This window comes from Bordetella avium (assembly GCF_034424645.1).
GTDB lineage: Bacteria > Pseudomonadota > Gammaproteobacteria > Burkholderiales > Burkholderiaceae_B > Bordetella > Bordetella avium.
This window is the reverse complement of the sequence record NZ_CP139969.1, coordinates 3,498,755-3,519,246: the sequence shown is the minus strand read 5'-3', so window position 1 is coordinate 3,519,246 and position 20,492 is coordinate 3,498,755. Positions and strand designations below refer to the sequence as shown.

General features: G+C 62.7%; 19 protein-coding genes. 5 read left to right on the top strand and 14 right to left on the bottom strand.

Annotated features, from left to right (window positions below; all coding sequences use genetic code 11):
• Positions 1–155 precede the first annotated feature (155 nt).
• From U0029_RS16250 to U0029_RS16200, 11 genes are all read right to left on the bottom strand, one after another.
• Entirely contained in the window at positions 156–620 is a 465-nt protein-coding gene (locus U0029_RS16250; protein ID WP_012415881.1) for an HIT family protein, read from the bottom strand.
• Complete coding sequence (locus U0029_RS16245; RefSeq protein ID WP_012415882.1) at positions 617–1,066, bottom strand: GNAT family N-acetyltransferase; 450 nt, start codon at positions 1,064–1,066, stop codon at positions 617–619. The genes U0029_RS16250 and U0029_RS16245 overlap by 4 nt, the downstream gene beginning before the upstream one ends.
• On the bottom strand, positions 1,063–2,565 hold the full coding sequence (gene pap / locus U0029_RS16240; RefSeq protein WP_012415883.1) for a polyphosphate:AMP phosphotransferase: 1,503 nt from the start codon (positions 2,563–2,565) through the stop codon (positions 1,063–1,065). The genes U0029_RS16245 and pap overlap by 4 nt, the downstream gene beginning before the upstream one ends.
• Positions 2,566–2,644: 79 nt before the next feature.
• A complete protein-coding gene (locus U0029_RS16235; RefSeq protein WP_012415884.1) occupies positions 2,645–3,487 on the bottom strand; it encodes an MBL fold metallo-hydrolase in 843 nt (280 codons plus the stop codon).
• Positions 3,488–3,561: 74 nt separating this feature from the next.
• Positions 3,562–4,827, bottom strand: a complete 1,266-nt coding sequence (locus U0029_RS16230) for a phenylacetate--CoA ligase family protein (protein WP_012415885.1) — start codon at positions 4,825–4,827, stop codon at positions 3,562–3,564.
• 25 nt (positions 4,828–4,852) lie between these two features.
• Positions 4,853–5,677, bottom strand: a complete 825-nt coding sequence (locus U0029_RS16225) for an ABC transporter ATP-binding protein (RefSeq protein ID WP_114851598.1) — start codon at positions 5,675–5,677, stop codon at positions 4,853–4,855.
• Positions 5,678–5,724: 47 nt separating this feature from the next.
• The gene (locus U0029_RS16220; RefSeq protein ID WP_012415887.1) at positions 5,725–7,056 is read right to left on the bottom strand and encodes an ABC transporter substrate-binding protein; all 1,332 of its coding nucleotides are present in this window, start codon (positions 7,054–7,056) and stop codon (positions 5,725–5,727) included.
• 65 nt (positions 7,057–7,121) lie between these two features.
• A complete protein-coding gene (locus tag U0029_RS16215) occupies positions 7,122–8,186 on the bottom strand; it encodes a branched-chain amino acid ABC transporter permease (protein ID WP_012415888.1) in 1,065 nt (354 codons plus the stop codon).
• Positions 8,187–8,198: 12 nt separating this feature from the next.
• Positions 8,199–9,128 carry a branched-chain amino acid ABC transporter permease gene (locus tag U0029_RS16210; RefSeq protein WP_114851599.1) on the bottom strand — a complete coding sequence of 310 codons (930 nt, stop codon included), beginning with the start codon at positions 9,126–9,128 and terminating at the stop codon, positions 8,199–8,201.
• Between the two features lie 17 nt (positions 9,129–9,145).
• The gene (locus tag U0029_RS16205; protein WP_012415890.1) at positions 9,146–9,946 is read right to left on the bottom strand and encodes an ABC transporter ATP-binding protein; all 801 of its coding nucleotides are present in this window, start codon (positions 9,944–9,946) and stop codon (positions 9,146–9,148) included.
• Positions 9,947–9,948: 2 nt separating this feature from the next.
• Positions 9,949–11,913, bottom strand: coding sequence for an AMP-dependent synthetase/ligase (locus U0029_RS16200; protein WP_039051937.1), 1,965 nt, complete (start codon positions 11,911–11,913; stop codon positions 9,949–9,951).
• A gap of 167 nt (positions 11,914–12,080) precedes the next feature.
• On the opposite strand from U0029_RS16200, the gene U0029_RS16195 reads away from it, so the two are divergent.
• Complete coding sequence (locus U0029_RS16195; RefSeq protein ID WP_012415892.1) at positions 12,081–12,779, top strand: Crp/Fnr family transcriptional regulator; 699 nt, start codon at positions 12,081–12,083, stop codon at positions 12,777–12,779.
• Between the two features lie 277 nt (positions 12,780–13,056).
• On the opposite strand, the gene U0029_RS16190 is transcribed toward U0029_RS16195, so the two are convergent.
• Positions 13,057–13,695 (bottom strand): LysE/ArgO family amino acid transporter, encoded by a 639-nt coding sequence (locus tag U0029_RS16190; RefSeq protein ID WP_012415893.1) that lies wholly within the window; start codon positions 13,693–13,695, stop codon positions 13,057–13,059.
• Positions 13,696–13,816: 121 nt separating this feature from the next.
• On the opposite strand from U0029_RS16190, the gene U0029_RS16185 reads away from it, so the two are divergent.
• From U0029_RS16185 to U0029_RS16175, 3 genes are all read left to right on the top strand, one after another.
• Positions 13,817–14,731: a LysR family transcriptional regulator ArgP gene (locus U0029_RS16185; protein ID WP_012415894.1), complete on the top strand. Its 915-nt coding sequence runs from the start codon at positions 13,817–13,819 to the stop codon at positions 14,729–14,731.
• Between the two features lie 287 nt (positions 14,732–15,018).
• The gene (locus tag U0029_RS16180) at positions 15,019–15,735 is read left to right on the top strand and encodes a TonB-dependent receptor plug domain-containing protein (RefSeq protein WP_236824188.1); all 717 of its coding nucleotides are present in this window, start codon (positions 15,019–15,021) and stop codon (positions 15,733–15,735) included.
• A complete protein-coding gene (locus tag U0029_RS16175; protein WP_236824189.1) occupies positions 15,708–17,243 on the top strand; it encodes a TonB-dependent receptor domain-containing protein in 1,536 nt (511 codons plus the stop codon). The genes U0029_RS16180 and U0029_RS16175 overlap by 28 nt, the downstream gene beginning before the upstream one ends.
• Positions 17,244–17,247: 4 nt before the next feature.
• On the opposite strand, the gene U0029_RS16170 is transcribed toward U0029_RS16175, so the two are convergent.
• The gene (locus U0029_RS16170) at positions 17,248–18,213 is read right to left on the bottom strand and encodes a Bug family tripartite tricarboxylate transporter substrate binding protein (protein ID WP_012415896.1); all 966 of its coding nucleotides are present in this window, start codon (positions 18,211–18,213) and stop codon (positions 17,248–17,250) included.
• Positions 18,214–18,313: 100 nt separating this feature from the next.
• Entirely contained in the window at positions 18,314–19,012 is a 699-nt protein-coding gene (locus U0029_RS16165; protein WP_012415897.1) for a YggS family pyridoxal phosphate-dependent enzyme, read from the bottom strand.
• A 219-nt stretch (positions 19,013–19,231) separates the two neighbouring features.
• On the opposite strand from U0029_RS16165, the gene U0029_RS16160 reads away from it, so the two are divergent.
• Complete coding sequence (locus U0029_RS16160) at positions 19,232–20,464, top strand: aminotransferase-like domain-containing protein (protein WP_012415898.1); 1,233 nt, start codon at positions 19,232–19,234, stop codon at positions 20,462–20,464.
• Positions 20,465–20,492: the final 28 nt, after the last annotated feature.

Below are 20,492 nucleotides of genomic sequence, written 5' to 3'. Positions count from 1 at the left end.
ACTCGCTTTCAGAGTTGAAGAAGGCGGCCCACTCTGAGTGCAAGGCCACCTTCTTACACAGCACGATAAGGTAGCTGAATTTTAGCTGAATGTGTCGGACCGAATCCGAGGTTTGGCAGAAAATAAGACGGAAATAATGTTTTTTACGCTTTGAATCAATGCCAAAGCAGGGCGTTCATGTTTTCGATCAGGCGATCGTGATAGCGCTGACGCCGCGAGGCGAGCGCTGCGCGGCGGGCCAGAAAATCGGCAGGCTCTTGGCCTGTGGCGAAACGCGGCGCCGCCCAGACGGCGCCGGGAAAATGCCTGTCCTCGCGCCAGCGTGGGATGATGTGCCAATGCAGATGCGGCACCATATTGCCAAGCGCAGCCAGATTGATCTTGTCGGGCTGCAGGATGTCATGCTGCGCCTGCTCCACTGCGTATACCGCCCGCATCAGCAAATCGCGGCCGCGGGTGGATAGGCTGGTCATTTCAGGCAGATGCGCGGTCCAGATGATGCGGGTGAACCCCGGGTAGTCGGGGTCCTGGGCATCGATGACCCGCAGATGCGCGCCCTGCCAGATCAGTTCGCCGCCATCGGTCTGGCATAGCGGGCAATTCGGGTCACGCGCGCTCATGCAAGCACCTTGCGGTATTGGATAAAGCCCGAGCGGTCGGCGATGCGGTCGTAAAGCTGCATGGCGTCCTGGTTGCTTTCATGGGTGAGCCAATACACCCGCGCGGCCTGGTTGGCCGCTGCATCGCGGTAGACGTGTTCGATCAGGGCGCGGCCGGCGCCTTGGCCGCGCACGTTCTGCGACACGAACAAATCCTGTAGATAGACGTAGGGCCCCGCCGTCCAGGTGGAGCGGTGATAGATCCAGTGCACCAGCCCGATCGCGCGGCCCTGATCAAAGGCCAGCGCCACATGCATCGGTTCGGCCGGGTCGAGCAGGCGTTCCCAGGTGAGGCGGGTGACTTCGTCAGCGATGCTGACCTTGTAGAAGTCTTGATAGCCTTTCCAAAGCGGCAACCAAAGGTCGAAATCTGCGGCTCCGGCGCAGCGGATGTCAATTGAACTCATAGGGATCTCCTCCGTGCCAGGCCGATGGCCTCAGCATCGTCTTTTTCGAGGGCGTCTACGATGTGGCGCAACACCTGTAGACGGGCGTAGCGTTTGTCGTTGGCCGGGATGGGGTACCAGGGCGCGTGAGGCAGATCGGTGCGGGCCAGCATTTCATTGGTGGCCTGTGCGTAATCCTGCCATTTTTCGCGGTTGCGCCAGTCTTCGGGCGTGATTTTGTAGCGTTTGAAGGGGGTGTTCTCGCGTTCTTTGAAGCGCTCGAGCTGCACGTCCTGCGTGATGGCCAGCCAGAACTTCAGCACGATGGCGCCGTTCTCGACGAGCTGGCGTTCAAAGTCGTTGATCTCGCCGTAGGCGCGCCGCCACAGGCCCGGCGGCGTGAGCTTTTCCACGCGCTCGACCAGCACCCGGCCATACCAGGTCCGGTCAAAAATCGCGATACGGCTGCGGCGCGGCACCTGGCGCCAGAAACGCCAAAGATAGGGGCGGGCCTGTTCGTAAGGGGCCGGGGCTGCAACGGGTGTGATGTCGTAACGGCGCGCGTCCAAGGCTTGCACGATGCGCTGAATGGCACCGCCTTTGCCCGCTGCGTCCTGGCCTTCGAAGGCCAGGATCAGTGAGCGCTTCTGGAATTTTTCGCTGCGCACCGCTTGGGCCAGCCGGCCTTGCAAGAGGCCCAGTTCGCGCTCGTAGTCGTGCTTGTCTTCGTGGGCATCGTAATCCAGGTCACCCAGACGGTCGGGCACAGGGCCCAGACGGGGGCGGTCCATGGCGGCCCGCGCTACGATGGGAATGGCCCGTCGCTTCATGGTGGCCAGCACGGTTTCGGCAGTGCGGATAACCCGCATATTGTCGTCGGCGCTGGGAATGACCACCCAGGGCGCGTGATCTTGGTCGGTGAGGGCCAATGCGATATTCGCGGCGTCGCACAGGCGGTCATAGCGTTTGGCCACCCGGTAGTCGTCGGGCGAAACCTGCCAAGAGGTTTCGGGGCTGGATGTCAGCCTTTCGATGCGCTCGACCTGAGCTTTGGCCGACAGGTGATACCAGAGTTTGACGATTTGCACCCCTTCGGCGGTCAGCATGGCCTCGAAGCGGCGGATTTGCGCGCCGATGCCTTCTATGCGGTCGGGACGCGTTTTTTTTCGGTAGCACTCGCGCAACAACTGGCTGTACCAGGAGCCGAACACAATGCCGGTCTGGCCCTTGGCCGGGATGGCGTTCCAGTAACGCCAGAGGGGGGGGAACTGCGCCTCGATCTCATCCGGCTCGCCAAAGGCTGCGGTGTGAATATGGCGTGGGTCCATCCAGTCGTTGAGCTGGTTGATGGTCTGCCCTTTGCCCGCGCCGTCTATCCCGGCGACCACGATGAGCAGGCTGCGGTCAGCGCGGTTCAGACGCTCGTATTGGGCCTTTAGCAGCGCCGTGCGCAACTGATGCTCGCGCGCCTTGTAATCCTCTTTCGGGTATACAGGATCGCTTTGCGCTTCGATGAACATCTTGATCAGCTCCAGTCCGACTTTTTGACTGGCTGATGTTGCGGGATAACGGGCGGGCGCGCAAGCGCCACGAGGCGCTTTACAGGCGATCCAGCGGAATCTTCAAATAACGCGTGCCGTTATCTTCTGGCTCGGGCAAGGCGCCAGCCTGGATATTGACCTGAATCGCCGGCAGCATGAGGGTGGGCATGGCCAGGCCCGCGTCGCGTTGGCGGCGCATGGCGACAAACTCGGCCTCGCTCACGCCGTCGCGCACATGGATATTGGCTTGGCGCTCTGCAGCCACGGTGGTCTCCCAAGCCGGCTGGCGGCCTTCGGGCGGATAGTCGTGGCAGACAAACAAACGGGTGGCGGGCGGCAGATCCAGCAGGCGGCGGATGGAGCGGTAGAGTTGCGTCGCGTCGCCGCCCGGAAAGTCGCAGCGCGCCGTGCCCACGTCAGGCATGAAGAGCGTATCGCCCACGAACACCGCGTCGCCGATCCGATAGGCCATGTCGGCCGGCGTGTGGCCGGGCACATGGATTGCCTGCGCTTGTAGGCTGCCAATCATGAAACGCTCGTCGGGCGTGAACAGGTGGTCAAACTGTGAGCCATCCGTTTCCAGCGCCAGATTGAAAATGGGTTTGAAAACGGTTTGCACCTCGCGGATGGCCTGGCCGATGGCCAGTTTCCCGCCCAGTTGACGCTGTAGATAGGGAGCCGCCGACAGATGGTCGGCATGGGCATGGGTTTCGAGTATCCACTGGCAGCGCAGCCCTTGAGCGCGCACAAAGGCGGCGATCGCATCGGCGCCGGCCGTCGAGCTGCGGCCCGAGCGCGCATCGAAATCCAGCACGGGATCGATAAGGGCGCAATCGCGCCCGTCGTGGACTACATAGCTGACCGTGCCAGTCACTGGGTCGAAGAAGGCGGCAGGCTGCATGGAGACTCCTGGATCTTGCCGTTGCAAAACACCAGTTTATAAAAAAGGCGGACCCCCTTTGCACTGCGAGCCGCCTAGTCGTAGCGGCGGACATCCTCGATGACCTTGCCGTCATTGGGCAGAGACCCGGGTTCGGCGCGCCTGACGTCGGCGCGCAGCTTGGTGATGTCGCGCACCGTTTCGACCAGCCGGCGCGCCAGGTCGGCTGGCAGCGCGGCCGCTTCCACATGCAGCATCATCTGCTCGGCGCCGGTCGTGCCGCTGATCACCAGACGGGCGCGTCCGGCCTCCGGGTGGCGGCGTAGCACCTCGGCCACCTGCGAAGGGTGAACGAACATGCCGCGCACTTTTGTGGTCTGGTCCGCGCGGCCCAGCCAACCCCGGATGCGGGTATTGCTGCGGCCGCAGGGAGAGCGGCCTGGCAGGACGGCGGAGAGATCACCCGTGCCAAAGCGCACCAGCGGATAATCGGGATTGAGGGTGGTGATGACGACTTCGCCGACTTCGCCGTCGGGCAGGGGTAGGCCCGTGCCCGGGCGCACGATTTCCAGAATCAGGTCTTCGCCCAGCACCAGGCCTTCACGGGCCGGTGTTTCAAAAGCGATCATGCCGAGATCGGCGCTGCCATAGGCCTGATAGCCCGCGATGCCGCGCGCGGCCAGCCAATCGCGCAGAGAGGGCGGAAAGGCCTCGCCCGACACCAGCGCGCGCTTGAGCGAGGTAAGCGGGATGCCCAGTTCGTCGGCTTTCTCAAGAATGATCTTCAGAAAACTGGGGGTGCCGGTGTAGCCGGAGGGCGCAAGATCCTGAATGGCGCGCACCTGCTGCTCGGTCTGGCCCGTGCCTCCGGGAAACACCGCGCAACCCACGGCGTGGGCTGCGGTCTCCATCATGGAGCCGGCCGGGGTGAAATGATAGGAGAAGCAGTTGTAGGCGAGCTCGCCGGCGCGAAAGCCTGCGGCATATAGCGCCCGCGCGAAGCGCCAATAATCGGGGCGGGGGGTCTCAGGCTCGTAAATGGGGCCGGGCGAGGCGAAGACGCGCGCGATCTCGCTCCAGCCCACCGCGGAAAATCCGCCGAAAGCCTTGAGCGCGCCGGCCGGTTCGGCACTGTCGCGGCGCTGCTGTTGCAGCGCCAGCAGTTCGTGCTTGCGCAATACCGGCAGCGTGGCCAGCGCCGCCCGGCTAGTGATGGACGCGGCATCGACGCCGCGCAGTTGCTCCGCGATGGCGGCAGACCGGGCCTGTGCGTGGGCGATCGCATCCGGCAGCGCCTGCATGAGGGCGCGCTCGCGCGCGGCGGGATCGCGTGTTTCCAGGGTATCGAAAAACTCGGACATGGGTGTGCGCTCTTGCGATGTCGGATCAGGCCAGCCAACGCTTGCGGCGGCGGTAGAATTTCTGGTCGCGGAAGCTTTTGCGCTCGCCGCTGGAGATGCCCAGATAAAACTCTTTGACGTCCTCGTTCTGCGCCAAATCGGCAGCCGCGCCGTCCATCATCACGCGTCCGTTTTCCAGGATGTAGCCGTAGTCGGCGTAGCGCAGCGCAATATTGGTGTTTTGCTCGGCCAGCAAAAAGCTGACGCGTTCGCGTTGATTGAGGTCGCGCACAATCTCGAAAATTTCCTCCACGATTTGCGGCGCCAGGCCCATCGACGGTTCGTCGAGCAAAATCATGTTGGGGCTGGCCATGAGGGCGCGGCCGATGGCCGTCATTTGCTGCTCGCCGCCCGAGGTGTAGCCGGCCTGACTGCCGCGCCGTTGTTTGAGGCGCGGGAAATACTGATACACGCGATCGAGCGCGGCGCTCACATCGCCGCGCGACAGCTTGCGGGTGTAGGCGCCGGTCAACAGGTTCTCTTCGATGGTCAGGTGGGCGAAGCAATGCCGCCCCTCCATGACCTGCACTACGCCCCGCTTGACCAGTTCTGCGGGCGAGAGCTTTTCGATACGTTCGTCGCGGTATTGGATATAGCCCTTGGTGACGTCGCCGCGCTCTCCCTTGAGCAGATTCGACACGGCGCGCAGGGTGGTGGTCTTGCCCGCGCCGTTGGCGCCAAGCAGGGCCACGATGCTGCCCTCGGGCACACGCAGCGACACGCCCTTGAGCACCAGGATCACATGGTTATAGATGACCTCGATGCCGTTGACATCGAGCAGCGCCTTGGGCGCAGTGGAAGAGACTGTCATGGCGTTTCCTGGGAAAAGGCCGCCGGCCGCAGCCGGCGGCCGGGGCATCAGCCTTCGCAATTGCGTGGCGTGATCTTCTTTTCCTGGGCGTACTTGGCCGCCCCTTCTTTGACCAGCGGATCGACCAGCGACTTATCGGCTTGATACCAGTCGGACACAACCTTGAACTGCTTGCCATCCCATTGCACGATACGGGCCCAGTCGTCGCCCATATGGTTGGCGCAGCTCGTTTTGACAGGGCGCATGATTTCACCGAAGCCCAATTCGTTCAGCCTGTCCTGCGTGAGATTCAGGTTCTCGAAGCCCCAGCGCACCTGTTCCGGGGTCAGGGCCTTGCCTTTGCCGAATTTCTCTTGCGCGGCGCGTATGGCTTCGACTTGCAGCATGGAGATCATCATGCCTCGGGTATGCGCGATCGTGCCCAGCGTGGTGTTGCCGGACTTGTCGGCGCCCTGGCCCTTGTCGTAGACGTATTTCTTGAGGTCGTCATAGACCTTGCCGGTCGCGGCGCTATTGTGGATGGTGATGGCGTTATAGCCCTTGGCCACGTCGCCCAGATCCTTCACGTCGCCTTCCGAGCCGGCCCACCAGATGGCGTACATTTTGTCGCGCGGGTAACCGCTGGCCTGCGCTTCGCGGATGGCGGTGGGCGTCATGATGCCGGCGCTCCAGAGCAGCACATAGGCCGGCCGTTGCTGGCGTATTTGCAGCCAGGTGGATTTCTGCTCCACGCCGGGCGCGGTGACCGGGTAAAGCAGCAGTTCAAAACCCGCCTGGGCCGCGCGTTTTTGCAGCAAGGGGATAGGCTCCTTGCCATAAGGCGAGTCATGGTAGACGAGCGCAATTTTCTTGCCCTTGAGCTTGTCGATGCCGCCTTCTTTCTTGGCGATGTCCTGGATCATCACGTCTGCGGCGGTCCAATAAGTGCCCAGCAGCGGGAAATTCCATTCGAATACGCGGCCATCGACCGATTGCGACAGGCCATAGCCCATTGTTTCAACGGGCACCTTGTCCACCATGGCCTTATCGGTCACGGCAAAGGTGATGCCGGTGGATTGGGTGTCAAAGCCTGAGGCGCCCGTGCCTTTGCGCTTGAGGCGTTCGTAGCATTCCACGCCCCGGTCAGTGGCGTAGGCGGTTTCACATTCTTCGTAGGCGATCTTCACGCCGTTCACGCCGCCATCGCGCTCATTGACCAGCTTCAGATAGTCGAGTTTGCCATCCGCCCAGGGAATGCCCAGGGGTGCAAAAGACCCAGTGCGATAGACCAGCAGCGGCACGAATTGCTCCTCGGCGGCGCTGGCCGGGGTGGCGATGATGCTGCCGGATGCGGCGATCAGGGCCGCGGCCAATTTCAAGTTAAGACGCTTCATCTCCATTTACCTCCTGCGTGGTGTCTGAACACCGGGGTTGGCCCGGTCTGTCGCCGGGTGTTGTGTGTGGATCAATGCGGGAAAGGCCAGATGCGCAGCTTTTCTTTGCCTATGCTCCAGAGACGCGCCAGGCCGTGAGGCTCGGCGATCAGGAAAAACACGATGAGCGCCCCGAACACCATGTGTTCGATGTGAGCGGCGGTATCGACCGACAGCGTCAGACCTAGCAGATGGGGGACATTGGTCAGGGCCACCGGCACCAGCACGATGAAGGCTGCGCCGAAGAAACTACCGATGATGGAGCCCAGACCGCCGATGATGATCATGAACAGCAGTTGAAAAGAGCGGTTCAGATCGAAGGCCAGCGGTTCCCAGGAGCCCAGATGGATAAAGCCCCACAAGGCGCCTGCCACGCCGACGATGAAGGAGCTGACCGCAAAGGCCGAGAGCTTGGCGTATACGGGCCGGATGCCGATCACTGCGGCGGCCACGTCCATGTCGCGGATCGCCATCCATTGGCGGCCGATGGCTCCGCGCACCAGATTCTTGGCCAGTAGGGTGAAGACCACCACCAGAATCAGGACAAAAAGGTATTTTTCCAGCGCGCTTTGCACCGGAATGCCGAACGCCGTCAGCGGTGGCACGGAGACATTGCCCGAGGAGGAGTAGTTAGTAAAAAAAGGAATGCGCAGGAAGGCCCAGTCGATGAAGAACTGCGCGGCCAGCGTGGTGACAGCGAGATAGAGGCCACGGATGCGTAGGCTGGGGATGCCGAAAACAATGCCGACCAGGGTGGCGAAGCCGCCGCCGATCAAAATCTGCAACAGCAGCGGCGCACCCGGAAAGCGCACGCCGATATTCCAGGCGGCGTAGGCGCCGACCGCCATGAAGGCGCCTGTGCCCAGCGATATCTGACCGCAATAGCCCACCAGAATATTCAGGCCCACTGCGGCTAGCGCCAGGATCAGAAAGGGAATGAGAATGGCCCGCAGCAGATAGTCGCTGGCCAGGGCGGGTACGGCCACGAAGGCCACCGCCATGAGCAGCAGGAAAAAGAGGCGGTCCTGCCGGATGGGAAAGATCTGTTGGTCAGCGCGATAGCTGGTCTTGAATTGGCCGTTTTCGCGGTAGAGCATGGTGGAATCCCCTCAGACCCGGTCTATGATTTTTTCGCCGAACAGCCCTTGCGGACGGAACAGCAGGAACACCAGCGCCAGTACGTAGGCGAACCAGATTTCGATGCCGCCACCGACCAGCGAGCCCAGGTAGACTTCCGACAGTTTTTCGCCCACACCAATGATGAGGCCGCCGATGATGGCGCCCGGCACCGAGGTCAGCCCGCCCAGGATCACCACTGGCAAGGCGCGCAGGGCGGCGGTCGAGAGCGTGAACTGCACGCCGAACTTCGAGCCCCAGATGATGCCGGCGACCAGGGCCACCAGGCCAGCCACGCTCCAGACAATGACCCAGATGCGATTGAGCGGGATGCCGATGGATTGCGCGGCCTGATGGTCATCGGCCACGGCGCGCAGTGCGCGGCCGGTCGAGGTGAATTGAAAGAACAGGGCCAGCGCGGCGACCAGCAGGGCGGCGATCAGCGCGGCGCTGAGATCTTCGAGGTTGATGAGCACCCCGCCGTCAAAGACCGAGTCCAGGACCAGCCAGGGCTCCTTGGGCATGCCTACATTGATGGAGTAGACCGAACTGCCGAAGGTGATCTGGCCCAGGCCATCGAGAAAATAGCTGATGCCTAGCGTGGCCATGAGCAGGGTGGTGAGATCCTGGTTGACCAGATGGCGAAGCACCAGCTTCTCGATCAAGACGGCCAGCAAAAACATGAGGGCCGCGCTCACGATGAAGGCCAGCACATTGGCCAGCAGCATGCTTTCAAAGCCCAGCCAGCGCGGAATCCACTCTGAGAAGCGAGCCATAGACAGGGCGGCTACCAGCACCATCGCGCCCTGCGCGAAGTTGAAAACGCCCGATGCCTTGAATATCAGCACGAAGCCCAGGCCGATGAGCGAATACAGCATCCCGCTCATCAGACCGCCCAAAAAGGTTTCCAGAAAAAATCCCATTTCCGTATCCCGTCCGTTCAGTCGTTGGTTACGCCGAGATAGGCGCGGATCACGTCCGGATTGCTCCGCACTTCGCTGGGCGTGCCATCTCCAATCTTCTTGCCGTAGTCCAGCACGACGACGCGGTCGGAGATATCCATCACTACGCCCATGTCGTGTTCGATGAGCACGATGGTGGTGCCGAACTCATCGTTCACATCGAGGATGAAGCGGCTCATATCCTGCTTTTCCTCGATGTTCATGCCGGCCATTGGCTCATCCAGCAGCAGCAGGCGCGGCTCCATCGCGAGCGCGCGGCCGAGGTCGACACGTTTTTGCAGACCGTAGGGCAGGCGGCCCACGGGGACTTTTCGATAGGCCTGTATTTCCAGGAAGTCGATGATGTTCTCGACAAACTCGCGGTTGGCGATTTCCTCTCGCTCCGCCGCACCCAGGCGGAAAGCCTGCGCCAGCAGGCCGCTTTTCATGCGCAGATTGCGTCCGGTCATGATGTTGTCCAGCACGCTCATGCCCTTGAAAAGCGCGAGGTTCTGGAAGGTCCGCGCGATACCCATTTCGGCGGCACGCCTGGGATTCATGCGCGAGAATCGTTCGCCGCGCAGCAGAATGGCGCCTTCCTGCGGCGTGTAGACGCCATTGATCACATTGAGCATGGAGCTCTTGCCGGCCCCGTTGGGGCCGATGATGGCGCGGATTTCGTGTTCGCGCACATTGAAAGAGATGCGGGTCAGCGCCTTGACGCCGCCAAAGGACAGCGAGATATCTTGCATGTCCAGCATGACCTCGCCGATCTGTTGCTCGCGGGTAGTTGTCGTCATGGTTAGGCGGCCCGTGCAGAGATGGCGGGATAGGTATCGGCGGGGCTGATACGCAGATCGGCGGAAATCCGCCCTACGCGGCCGTCCTCGAACTTCACCTCGGTTTCAATGAACTGGCTGTCCCGGCCGCTATAAAGCGCGTCGATCAGCACGGCGTATTTCTGGGCGATGAAAGCCCGCCGCACCTTGCGTGTACGGGTCAGCTCATCATCATCCGGGTCCAGCTCTTTGTGCAGAATAAGAAAGCGGTGAATCTGCGAGGCCGCCAAACGCGGATCGCTCGCCAGATCGGCATTGATCTTCTGCACGCAGTCGCGGATCAGCGCATAAACCTCGTCCTTGCTGGCGAGATCGGTGTAGCCCGCATAGGGCAGGCCACGGCGCTCGGCCCAATTGCCAACGGCCTCCAAGTCGATATTGATGAAGGCGCAGGCCTCGGCCTGGTCTGCGCCGAAGGCGACCGCTTCTTTGATATAGGGGAAAAACTTGAGTTTGTTTTCGATGTACTTAGGGGCGAACAGACTGCCGTCAGCCAGCTTGCCCACATCTTTGGCGCGGTCGATGATCTTCAATTGGCCGTCCTTATCCAGATAGCCCGCATCGCCGGTGCGGAACCAGCCATCGGCATCGCGCGCTTCTGCCGTGGCGGCGGGGTTGCGGTAATACTCTTTGAACAGGCCCGGGCTTTTGACCAGAATCTCGCCGTTGTCGGCGACGCGGATTTCCACCCCGTCCACTGGCGGGCCGACGGTGTCATCGCGCACCTGGCCGTCGGCTTGCACGCACACGAACACCGAGGTTTCGGTGGAGCCGTAGAGCTGCTTGAGGTTGATGCCGATCGAGCGATAGAACACGAAGAGGTCGGGCCCGATGGCTTCGCCTGCCGTGTAGGCCACGCGGACCCGGCTCATGCCCAGAGCGTTGCGCAGCGGGCCGTAAATCATGATGTCGCCCAGTTTGTAGCGCAGCCGGTCCCAGGCGGATACGGCTGCGCCATCCAGGATACGGGTGCCGACGCGCCGGGCCAGATTCATGCAGGCATGAAACAATTTGCGCTTGAGGTAGCCCGCATCTTCCATACGTATCATGACGTGGGTCAGTAGACCCTCGAGCACGCGGGGCGGGGCGAAGTAATAGGTCGGCCCGATATCGCGCATATCAATGGACACCGTATCCGGTGACTCGGGGTGGTTGACCGTAAAGCCGGACACCAGCAGTTGGGTGTAAGAGAACATGTTCTGGCCTATCCAGGCGGGCGGCAGATAGGCCAGCACGTCCTCCTTGTCGGTAAGACCCTCCATCGTGGCGACGGCTCGGGCGCGGTCGATCAAGGCATGGTGCGTCAACACGACGCCCTTGGGTTTGCCGGTGGTGCCCGAGGTATAGAACATCGCAGCCGTGTCTTGCGGCTGCACGGCTTGGGCCGCGGTCAGATAGAAATCGGGATGCTGTCCGGTATGTTCGCGGCCGGCGTCTTCCAGGGCTTCAAAGGATTGCAGCATGGCGTCGTGGTAATTGCGCATGCCGCGCGTATCATCGTAGATCACATGTTGCAGCGCCGGGCACTGCTCGCTGATCTCGAGCATCTTGTCGACCTGCTCCTGGTCTTCGACCACTGCGACACGGATGGCCGCATCCTGGAGCACATAGGCCATCTCTTGAGCGACCGCGTCCTGATAGAGCGGCACGGGAATGGCGCCCAGCGCCTGCGCCGCCATCATGGCGATATAGAGCCTGGGCCGATTCTCGCCAATGACCGCGATGTGATCACCGGGGCCGATGCCCAGCACGGTCAGTCCATGTGCCGTGAGGCGCACATGTTCAGCCACTTCTGACCAACTCAGGGTTTGCCAGATGCCCAGGTTTTTCTCGCGTATCGCAGCTTGCGATGGACGCAGGCGGGCGTGGTCAAGCAAGAGCGCAGGAAAGGTCTGCGGCTGTCTGGCCGAGGGCGGGGAATGCGCCACGTTGTCTCCTCCGGTTTGGGCTGCAGCGGAAGGCGCATGGCGAGCCAGGCTTCCTGCTGCTTGCTTGACCAGTTCGTTTTAGATTTACGGCAGAACTTAAGGTATAAGGTTGGGTCGCCACCAACTGTCGCGATCACGACATTCAAAGGTTTTCTAGGGTATTCCCGATGCAGCTTGCCGATTCGCTACATCTCGCCGCCGCATGGTTTCGCGTGCTCGATGCCGAGCAGCGCGAACGCGTGGAGCGCGATGTCTCGGTGCAGCATGCGCAGGCGGGAACGATCATAGAACGCAAGGGCGAATTGGCCCAGGCCTGGATAGGCGTGCTGGCGGGTTTGGTGAAAGTATCGGTCGGCAACGCGGATGGCAAGCTGGCCTCGCTGACCGGCGTGCCGGCGGGCGGCTGGATCGGCGAGGGCTCGCTGCTCAAGCGTGAGATCCGTAAATACGATGTGGTGGCTTTGCGAGATTCGGTCGTGGCGCGCCTGCCTGCGCCCACCTTTGAATGGCTGCTCGATTCCAGTATTCCGTTTAACCGCTATCTGCTGCATCAACTCAACGAGCGGGTCGCGCAGTTTATCGGCAAGGCCGAGCACGATCGTCTGCTGGACCCCGATGCGCGTGTCGCGCGCTGCCTGGCCGAGCTGTTCAATCCCTTGCTCTATCCGGGCATGGGCATGCGGCTTGCCATCACTCAGGAAGAGGTTGGCTATCTCGCGCGCGTGTCGCGTCAGCGTGCCAATCAGGCCTTGCGCAAACTGGAGGAGGCGGGTTTGCTCAAGGTTGAGTACGGCGCCGTGCGCGTCATGGACCTGGATGGCCTGAAATCTTATGGCGCCGATGCGGTTTGCGCGGACGAAGACTGACAGGCCTCTTGCTTTAGCCATTCCGGCCGTGGGCCTGCCCCTGCAATCCATAGCCCGCCCGCGCCCAGGCCGGCGCAAGATCGGCGCTCTGCGCGACAGGCTTAGTTGCAGCGGTAAAGCTTGAGGTGGTGCAGCGCGCCAAACCTCACTGGCCACCGCGCGCCGCTGCTTCGAAGGTTTGAATGGCGGCCAGGGAGGGCAGGCCTTGTTCTCGGTTGCCGAGCCTGGCAGGGGGGGCGCTAAGTGGTCACCCTCCCCATGATGGAGAGGAGGGGGCTCAGGCGCCGCTGCCCATGCTGCCAGCCGCCAGCGACCAGGCCAGACCCAGCATGACCAGGGCGATCAGGCCGTCGAGCACGCGCCAGGCGCGGGCATCGCTGAACAGGGGGGCGAACAGGCGCGAGCCCAGGCCAAGCACCGCCAGCCAGATCAGGGAGGCGGTCAGGGCGCCGGCGGCGAAAGCCAGGCGGGCATCGGAGAAACCATTGGCGAGCGAACCCACGACGACCATGTCGAGCCAGAAATGCGGGTTGAGCAGGGAAAAGCCTAGCGCACCGAGCAAGGCGGCGCGGCGCGAAGGCGCGGCTTCACGGCAATGCGCCAGCGAGCCGCCACGCCAGGCGCGGCGCGCAGATTGCAGGCCATACCAGACCAGAAAGGTCACACCGAACCACAGGATGGCTGTTGTCAGGCCGGGCAGCCAGGTGAGCAGCGTTTGCAGGCCCAAGACGCTGCCGAAGATGAAGACGGCGTCGATCAGGGCGCAGGTTGCCAGCACAGTCAGCAAATGCGCTCGCATCAAGCCCTGGCGCAGAATGAAGGCGCTTTGCGCGCCGACCACGGCGAACAAACCCATGCCAGTGGCGGTGCCGCTGACCCAGGCAGTAAAGAAGGCGGGAGAGGTGAGAGTGAACATAGGTGCAGCCTGGAATAGAAACTGGCCGGACAGGTGCCCAGGCCAGTACCCGCACATTCTGTCTTGCCATCATTATGAAATACAGCTAATTTTAATAAACCATAATTAGGAAAACTTAATCTTGAAGCTGGATCATGATCATTTGCGTGCACTGGCCGCGGTCGTGCGCGAGGGGAGCTTCGAGCGGGCGGCGGCGGCGCTGCATGTCACGCCCTCGGCGGTCTCGCAGCGCATCAAGGCGCTGGAGGACCGCAGCGGCCGTCTGCTGGTGATGCGCACCATGCCGGCGCGCGCCACGCCCGATGGGCAAGTCCTGGTGCAACTGGCCGAGCAAACCGCCCTGATGGAGCACGACGCCTTGTTGCGTCTGGGTGTGGCTGAAGATGAGCTTACGCAGGCCAGCATCGCGGTGGCCGTCAACCATGACAGCCTGGAAACCTGGTTTGTCGACGCGGCCGTGCGTTTCGCCGCCCGTTCGCGGGCGACGCTGGACATGCAATCGGAAGACCAGGATCACACGGCGGCGCTGCTGCGCAATGGCGCGGTGCTGGGGGCAGTGACCGCGCTGGCCGAGCCAGTGCAGGGTTGCCGTATCCATCCCCTGGGCGGCATGCGCTACGTGGCGACCTGTTCGCCGGCTTTTCAGGCGCGTTATTTTTCTCAAGGGGTGAACGCCCGCAGTCTGGCCCAAGCGCCTGTGCTGGCTTTCAACCGCAAGGACGATTTGCAGGGCCGGTTTGCGCGCCGCATCATGGGGCGGGAGCCCTGGCAGCCGCCAGTCTGGTGGGTGCCGTCCAGCCGTGCCTTCGTGCAGGCGACGCTGAATGGCCTGGGCTGGGCCATGAATCCCTTGCCCCTGATCAAGGAGGAACTGGACAGCGGCCGTCTGGTGCCATTGCGCGCCAGGGCCTGGGAAGACGTGCCGCTGTTCTGGCAGCACTGGCGAGTCAACTCGCAAGCCATGTTGATCCTGACCGACTCTGTTCTTGCCGCGGCCCGGACTCTGGTGCGCAAACGGCAGGGGGCGCAGGCCTAGCTGGCCTATCGCTGTTGTCGAGGCGGGAAGGCGCCGTCACCGTGTCCGTTGAGGCTTGCCCCGCGTGCTGACGCGCAGGGTCCATAATGAAACGAAGGCTGAGCAAGGTTCCCTGAAATGGTCTGATTCAAGGTGGTCTTGCGCCGCCTTTTTCTGTTTTCCCGCATTGTGCGTGGCAGTTTCCTGCCGCTGTCTGCATCGGCACTCGGTCAACCGCAATAGGCGCATGGCAATCTTCCCTCATCCCTCTGGCATGTCCTGTCGCTTTTTCTGGAGCACAGGACATCATGTCAGCACGGTTTGCATTTTCCACCCTCTTGCTCGCCACGCCGGCTCTGGCTGACGAACCCTCCCCTCAGGCCTGGGAGCTTGAAACCATTCAGGTCGAAGGCCAGGCCGAAGACCCCTCCACCAATGTGCGTGATGCGGCCCAGATGAGCCGTGACAACGTCTTTGACGCCCGCGATCTGGTGCGCCATATGCCCGGCATATCCGTGTCCGAGGGCGGCCGGGCCGGCAGCAATGGTTATGCCATGCGTGGAGTCGACCGCGATCGGATTGCCGTTACGGTGGATGGCATGCCACAGGCCGAGTATTTTTTGCCGGAAGTGTATCTGGGCTATGGCTACCTCAATGGCAATCGCAACAGTGTCGAGCTGGAGCATATGAAGCGTGTCACGTTGCACAAAGGCGCCGACTCTTACAGTTCGGGCAGCGGCGGCATCGGCGGCTCGGTGCAGTTTGTCACCAAGGATATTGACGACTATGTGGCGCCCGGCAGGGTTGCCGGCGCGGTCGGCAAGCTGGCCTATGCTTCGCGCAGCCGGGAGTGGTTGGGGATGGCGGGAACCGGCGTGCGGCTAGGCACTTTGGGCAGCATTTTTTCCTGCAATACACGCGCCGCTCGGGGCATGAAATCAAGCATTACGGCGGCGGCGCCGATATCAGGGGGGGCGAGCGCGGCCGGCCTGATCCCGTGGATGCGAGCACCCAGGCCTGGTTGAGCAAGCTGGATCTCTGCGTGGTGCGCGGGCATTGCCTGCAACTGTCGCACGATGAGCGGGCCGAGCGGCGCATGACCGATGAGCGCAGCTATTCCGCGATATTCGGCCAGACGCGGGTGGCTTGGGATCATTCCCCTTACAAGCGGCAGGCGGTGATTTACCGCTGGACGCCCGCAGATGGGCCGATCGAGTTTCTGAGCGCCGGTCTGCATCGACAGCAGGTCACCCAGCGCGCGCTCACGGAGAACCGTGATCGCGATGATGGCTTTCTTGAGCAGCGCTATGACCGCCGCACCCGGCAGCGCGATCGCCGCTGGCGATTGGAAACGGTAGCCCGGCCCTGGTTGTCCGCTTGGGGAAGCCACCAGTTTTCGGGCGAACTGGCCTGGGCGCAGCGCCAATTGGTCAACGACAACATCGATCGTCTTTTCTTCAAACGAGGCCCGGGCGGCGAGCGCTCATACGGCATTATCGACCCTGTACGCACACGCAGTCTTTCCTTCAAGCTGATGGACGCTTTTCAACTGGGGCCAGACTGGAGCGGCGAGGCGGGCTGGCGCTTCGACCACTATGGCCATCGGCCCAAACCGGGCGCCGCGGCCTCGGCTTCCCGTAGCTTTTCGGCCAGCACGCTATCGGGCCAGCTCAGCTACCGCCTGACGGGCGACATGCGTCTGAGCTATGCCGTGGCGCAGGGTTTTCGCGCGCCTTCCGCCCAGGAACTGTATTTTCAATTTCGACGCGGTCTCAGCGCCTTCGTGGCCAATCCCGATCTGAAGGCCGAGCGCGCCCTGAATCAGCAGATCACGCTCGCGAGCGGCGGGAGGGCCGGAGCCTGGGCCTTGTCCGTGTTCCAGACCCAGTACCGGGATTTCATTGCAGAGCGCCATTCGCAGCGCGAAGTGCCCAATGTGTATTACGACCCCGACAGGCCTGGCAGCGGTAAACCCACCTTGATCGAGGATGTATTCCGTTCTGAGAACATTGATCGCGCCAAGGTATGGGGTATCGAACTCAAGGGCGAGCTCGACGCACATGGCGCATTTGGCGCGCCGCGAGGTCTGGGGGCAGATGTGCGCGCCAGCTTTATGCGCGGGCGCACCGGACAGGGCGACGGCATGCGCGCCTTGCAACCGGCGCAACTCGTGACCGGCGTGTTTTTTGATTCGCCGCGCTGGGGGGCGCGCGCGGATCTGGTCTATCACGGCGCCAAGCGTGCGCGCGATACCCTGCAAACCACCTATAGCCATCGTGGCGCTGTCCGGCGGCCAGCGCGGTATCTCAGCCCGGCGGTCTATCTGGTGGACTTGAGCGCCTATGTGCGTATGGGAAAGCACATCACCCTGAGCGGCGGGGTCTATAACCTGTTCGATCGCCGTTATCACAGCTGGGATACCTTGCGGTCTCTGGCTGAGTTCGGCACAACCGGACGGGTTCGCGGAGACGGGCTGAACCGATACACTGCGCCGGGGCGCAATGTGTCGCTCAGCCTCGCGCTCCGTTACTGAGGCCTCATTCGAGACGGATGTCGGCCTTTTTGATGACTTCCGCCCAGGTGGCGCGTTCGCGTTCGGCGAAAGCCTTGAAGTCCGCCGGGCTCATGGGCATGGGCTCGACGCCCATGTCCGCCAGCTTTTGCGTCACGGCCGCCGATTTGATGGTTTGTTCCAGGTCGGCGGACAGCTTGTCCACGATGGGCTTGGGGATGCCGCCGGGTCCGACCAGCCCTTGCCAGGCATAGGCGGTGAAGTCCGCCACGCCCTGTTCGGCCATCGTGGGCGCGTCCGGCAGCGCGGTCAGCCGCGCCGGGGTGGCCGAGGCCAGCACGCGCAGCTTGCCCGCCTTCACATTGGGCAGGCCGGCGGCGAGGTCGATGAACATCACGTCCACCTGGCCGCCCAGCAGGTCCTGGATGGCCGGCGCAGCGCCCTTGTAAGGCACATGCAGGATATTGACGTTGGCGCGTTGTTTGAAAAGTTCCAGCGCCAAATGGTGGGGCGAACCGGCACCCGCCGAGGCGGCGCTGAGCTTGCCTGGTTCTTTGCGGGCGGCCTGCACCACGTCGTCCACTGTTTTGAACGGCGAGTTGGCATTCACGGCCAGCAAGAGCGGAAAGCGCGCGATGCCGCCGATATAGGTGAACTTGGACGGGTCATACGCCAGTTTGGCGTACAACGAGGGGTTGAAGGCCAGCGTGCCGGAGTCGGCGGTGCCTATCGTGTAGCCGTTGGGCTCGGACTGGGCAATCGCAGTCGCGCCGATGATGGTTGCTGCGCCAGGGCGGTTCTCGACGATGATGGTCTGACCCAGCGGTTTTTCGAGGCCGTTGGCCACGGTGCGGGCGACGACATCGGCGCCGCCGCCTGCCGGATAGGGCACGATCCAGCGCAGGGGCTGGGTCGGCCAGGTTTGGGCCGCGGCCGTCGCGGCAAAGCTCAGGGCGGCAAAGGCCAATAGGCGCTTCGCATGCTTGTGCATGGTTATCTCCTCTGCAGGGAATTTGTCGTTATCAGGCGCTAGTGTGCGCCTTTTACGGGGCGTATTATGCCCCCGCCCCGCAGGGCTGTCTTGCACCGCGTCAAACCGGATAGTTGCGCGCGCCGAAGAGGGCGCTGCCGATGCGGACCTCGGTTGAACCCTCTTCGATGGCGATTTCGAAATCCCCGCTCATGCCCATCGACAGGCGTGCGAGCGGCACGGCCGAACTGGCGTGCTGATCGCGCAACTCGCGCAGGCGGCGAAAGCAGGCGCGCACGGCCGCATGGTCTTCCGAGTTGATCGCCATGGTCATCAGGCCTTGGACGCGCAGCGCCGGACAGGCCTGCCGCAGATGGGTCAGCATGGCGGGCAGTGTTTCCGGGGGCAGGCCAAACTTGCTGGGTTCCGGCGATGTCTTGACCTGAATCAGGACGTCCAGCTCGCGCCCGGCGGTTTCCAGGCGGCGTTGCAGCGCATCGGCCAGCTCCAGGCGGTCCAGGGACTGCACTTCAGCCACGTCGCGCGCCACATCCTTGACCTTGTTGGTCTGGAGGTGGCCGATCATGACCCAGGACAGTCCGAGGTCCGCGAGCGGGTCGGCCTTTTGACGAATTTCCTGAGTTTTGTTTTCGCCGAAACGCCGTAAACCCAGAGCGGCTGCCTCGCGCACGGCTTCGGCGCTGAAGGTTTTGCTGACGGGCAGCAGCGTGACGCTGCCGGCCGGACGCGCGGCGCGTTCGCAGGCCTGCGCAATGCGGTGTTCGATCGCGGCCAGGCGCGCGGACATGGAGTCAGTCATGAGGGGCTTCTCTTGGTTGGCGGGCCGTCTTGCGGCCTCTCATAGTTTAGGCTGGGCCGGGCGCAGCGTCGCTGCCTGCTCGTTGCCGGGTATCGCGCCCGGGCATAGAATCGACGAAAATATCCTGCTTGAAGAATAAAGCATCGTTGCTTGGCGCCTCGAAAGCGCGGCCAGGGGTGGCCGTGCCGCTACGCGATGCGACGCGGAACCCTCGCCCTCATGTCCACTGAGTACTTGTTCGCCCCGCCTTTTCAGACGCCATACATTCCGCCTATCCGTTCGCTGATGCCCTATGCCCTGCGGCCAGGCACGATTTCAATGGCGGGCGGCTATCCGGCCCAGGAGCTGTTTGACGTTGATGGCTTGTCTGCGGCCTCCACCCAGGTCTTGGGTCGTCTGGGCAGCTGTCTGCAATATTCGAATATCGACGGCCAGGCCAGTCTGCGCCAGCAGCTTGCCCGCTTGAGCGCCGAGCGCGGGGTGCAATGCAACCCGGACACCGAGCTGGCGGTCACGGGCGGTTCGCAGCAAGCCCTGGCGCTCTTGACGCGCGTCATGTTGCAAAAGGGCGATAGCGCCATCATCGAAAGCCCTTCCTTTCCGAATTCGGTGCAGGCCATGCGCTACACCGGCGCAACGGTGCATACGGTAGCCTCGGGCCCGCAAGGCATCGATCTCGACGCGCTCGACGCGCTGGCCGCGCAGGTTAAACCCAAGATGGTCTGTGTCGTGGCCTCGTTTTCCAACCCTTGCGGCGCCACGCTCACCCGTGAGCGCCGTGTCCGGCTGCTGGAGCTGGCGGTCAAACACCGCTTCTTGATCGTCGAAGATGATCCTTACGGCGAGCTGCGTTTCTCCGGCGATACGGTGCCGCCCATTGCCGCGCTGGCCGAGGGCGAGCAGCGGCAGTGGGCTGTGTATATCTCCAGCATGTCCAAGACCATGGCGCCTGGGCTGCGCATCGGCTGGTTGGTGGCGCCGGCCGAGGTGCGCCGCCGTTGCGTGAGCGCCAAGGCCGCCGACGACATGGCCTGCTCGGCCTGGATTCAGGAAATCGTGGCGCAGTATCTGGCCGATGGGCATTATGCCGAGCATGTGCCGCGTATCCGCGCCGCCTACGGTCTGCGTTGCGATGCCTTGGCCGCAGCCCTGACGCGGGAATTGCCGGGCCGGGTCACTTTCGCCAAACCGGAAGGCGGCATGTTTTTCTGGGCGCGCCTGAGTGGCGATATCGATGCCACTCGCCTTTTGCCCTACGCCATCGAAAAAGAAGTCGTCTATGTGCCGGGCAAGGCCTTCTATGCGGATGAATCTCAGGCCGATCTGCATGCCATGCGCATGTCCTTCGCAACCATGAATGAAGAAAAGATTGCTTTGGGCGTGAAGCGCTTGGCGCTGGCTCTGGATGCTTGTCAGGCCAACGCGCCGGTATCGGTGTCGCTGGAGGGCTAGGCGCTGATACAGGGGTTTAGACCTGTCG

Bases quoted from the DNA above. Each gene is read 5' to 3' on its own strand.
- U0029_RS16250 (WP_012415881.1), bottom strand. From the start codon at position 620: ATGAGCGCGCGTGACCCGAATTGCCCGCTATGCCAGACCGATGGCGGC.
- U0029_RS16215 (WP_012415888.1), bottom strand. From the start codon at position 8,186: ATGCTCTACCGCGAAAACGGCCAATTCAAGACCAGCTATCGCGCTGAC.
- U0029_RS16230 (WP_012415885.1), bottom strand. From the start codon at position 4,827: ATGTCCGAGTTTTTCGATACCCTGGAAACACGCGATCCCGCCGCGCGC.
- U0029_RS16205 (WP_012415890.1), bottom strand. From the start codon at position 9,946: ATGACGACAACTACCCGCGAGCAACAGATCGGCGAGGTCATGCTGGAC.
- U0029_RS16245 (WP_012415882.1), bottom strand. From the start codon at position 1,066: ATGAGTTCAATTGACATCCGCTGCGCCGGAGCCGCAGATTTCGACCTT.
- U0029_RS16190 (WP_012415893.1), bottom strand. From the start codon at position 13,695: ATGTTCACTCTCACCTCTCCCGCCTTCTTTACTGCCTGGGTCAGCGGC.
- U0029_RS16235 (WP_012415884.1), bottom strand. From the start codon at position 3,487: ATGCAGCCTGCCGCCTTCTTCGACCCAGTGACTGGCACGGTCAGCTAT.
- U0029_RS16180 (WP_236824188.1), top strand. From the start codon at position 15,019: ATGTCAGCACGGTTTGCATTTTCCACCCTCTTGCTCGCCACGCCGGCT.
- U0029_RS16160 (WP_012415898.1), top strand. From the start codon at position 19,232: ATGTCCACTGAGTACTTGTTCGCCCCGCCTTTTCAGACGCCATACATT.
- U0029_RS16170 (WP_012415896.1), bottom strand. From the start codon at position 18,213: ATGCACAAGCATGCGAAGCGCCTATTGGCCTTTGCCGCCCTGAGCTTT.
- U0029_RS16220 (WP_012415887.1), bottom strand. From the start codon at position 7,056: ATGGAGATGAAGCGTCTTAACTTGAAATTGGCCGCGGCCCTGATCGCC.
- U0029_RS16225 (WP_114851598.1), bottom strand. From the start codon at position 5,677: ATGACAGTCTCTTCCACTGCGCCCAAGGCGCTGCTCGATGTCAACGGC.
- pap (WP_012415883.1), bottom strand. From the start codon at position 2,565: ATGTTCATCGAAGCGCAAAGCGATCCTGTATACCCGAAAGAGGATTAC.
- U0029_RS16195 (WP_012415892.1), top strand. From the start codon at position 12,081: ATGCAGCTTGCCGATTCGCTACATCTCGCCGCCGCATGGTTTCGCGTG.
- U0029_RS16210 (WP_114851599.1), bottom strand. From the start codon at position 9,128: ATGGGATTTTTTCTGGAAACCTTTTTGGGCGGTCTGATGAGCGGGATG.
- U0029_RS16165 (WP_012415897.1), bottom strand. From the start codon at position 19,012: ATGACTGACTCCATGTCCGCGCGCCTGGCCGCGATCGAACACCGCATT.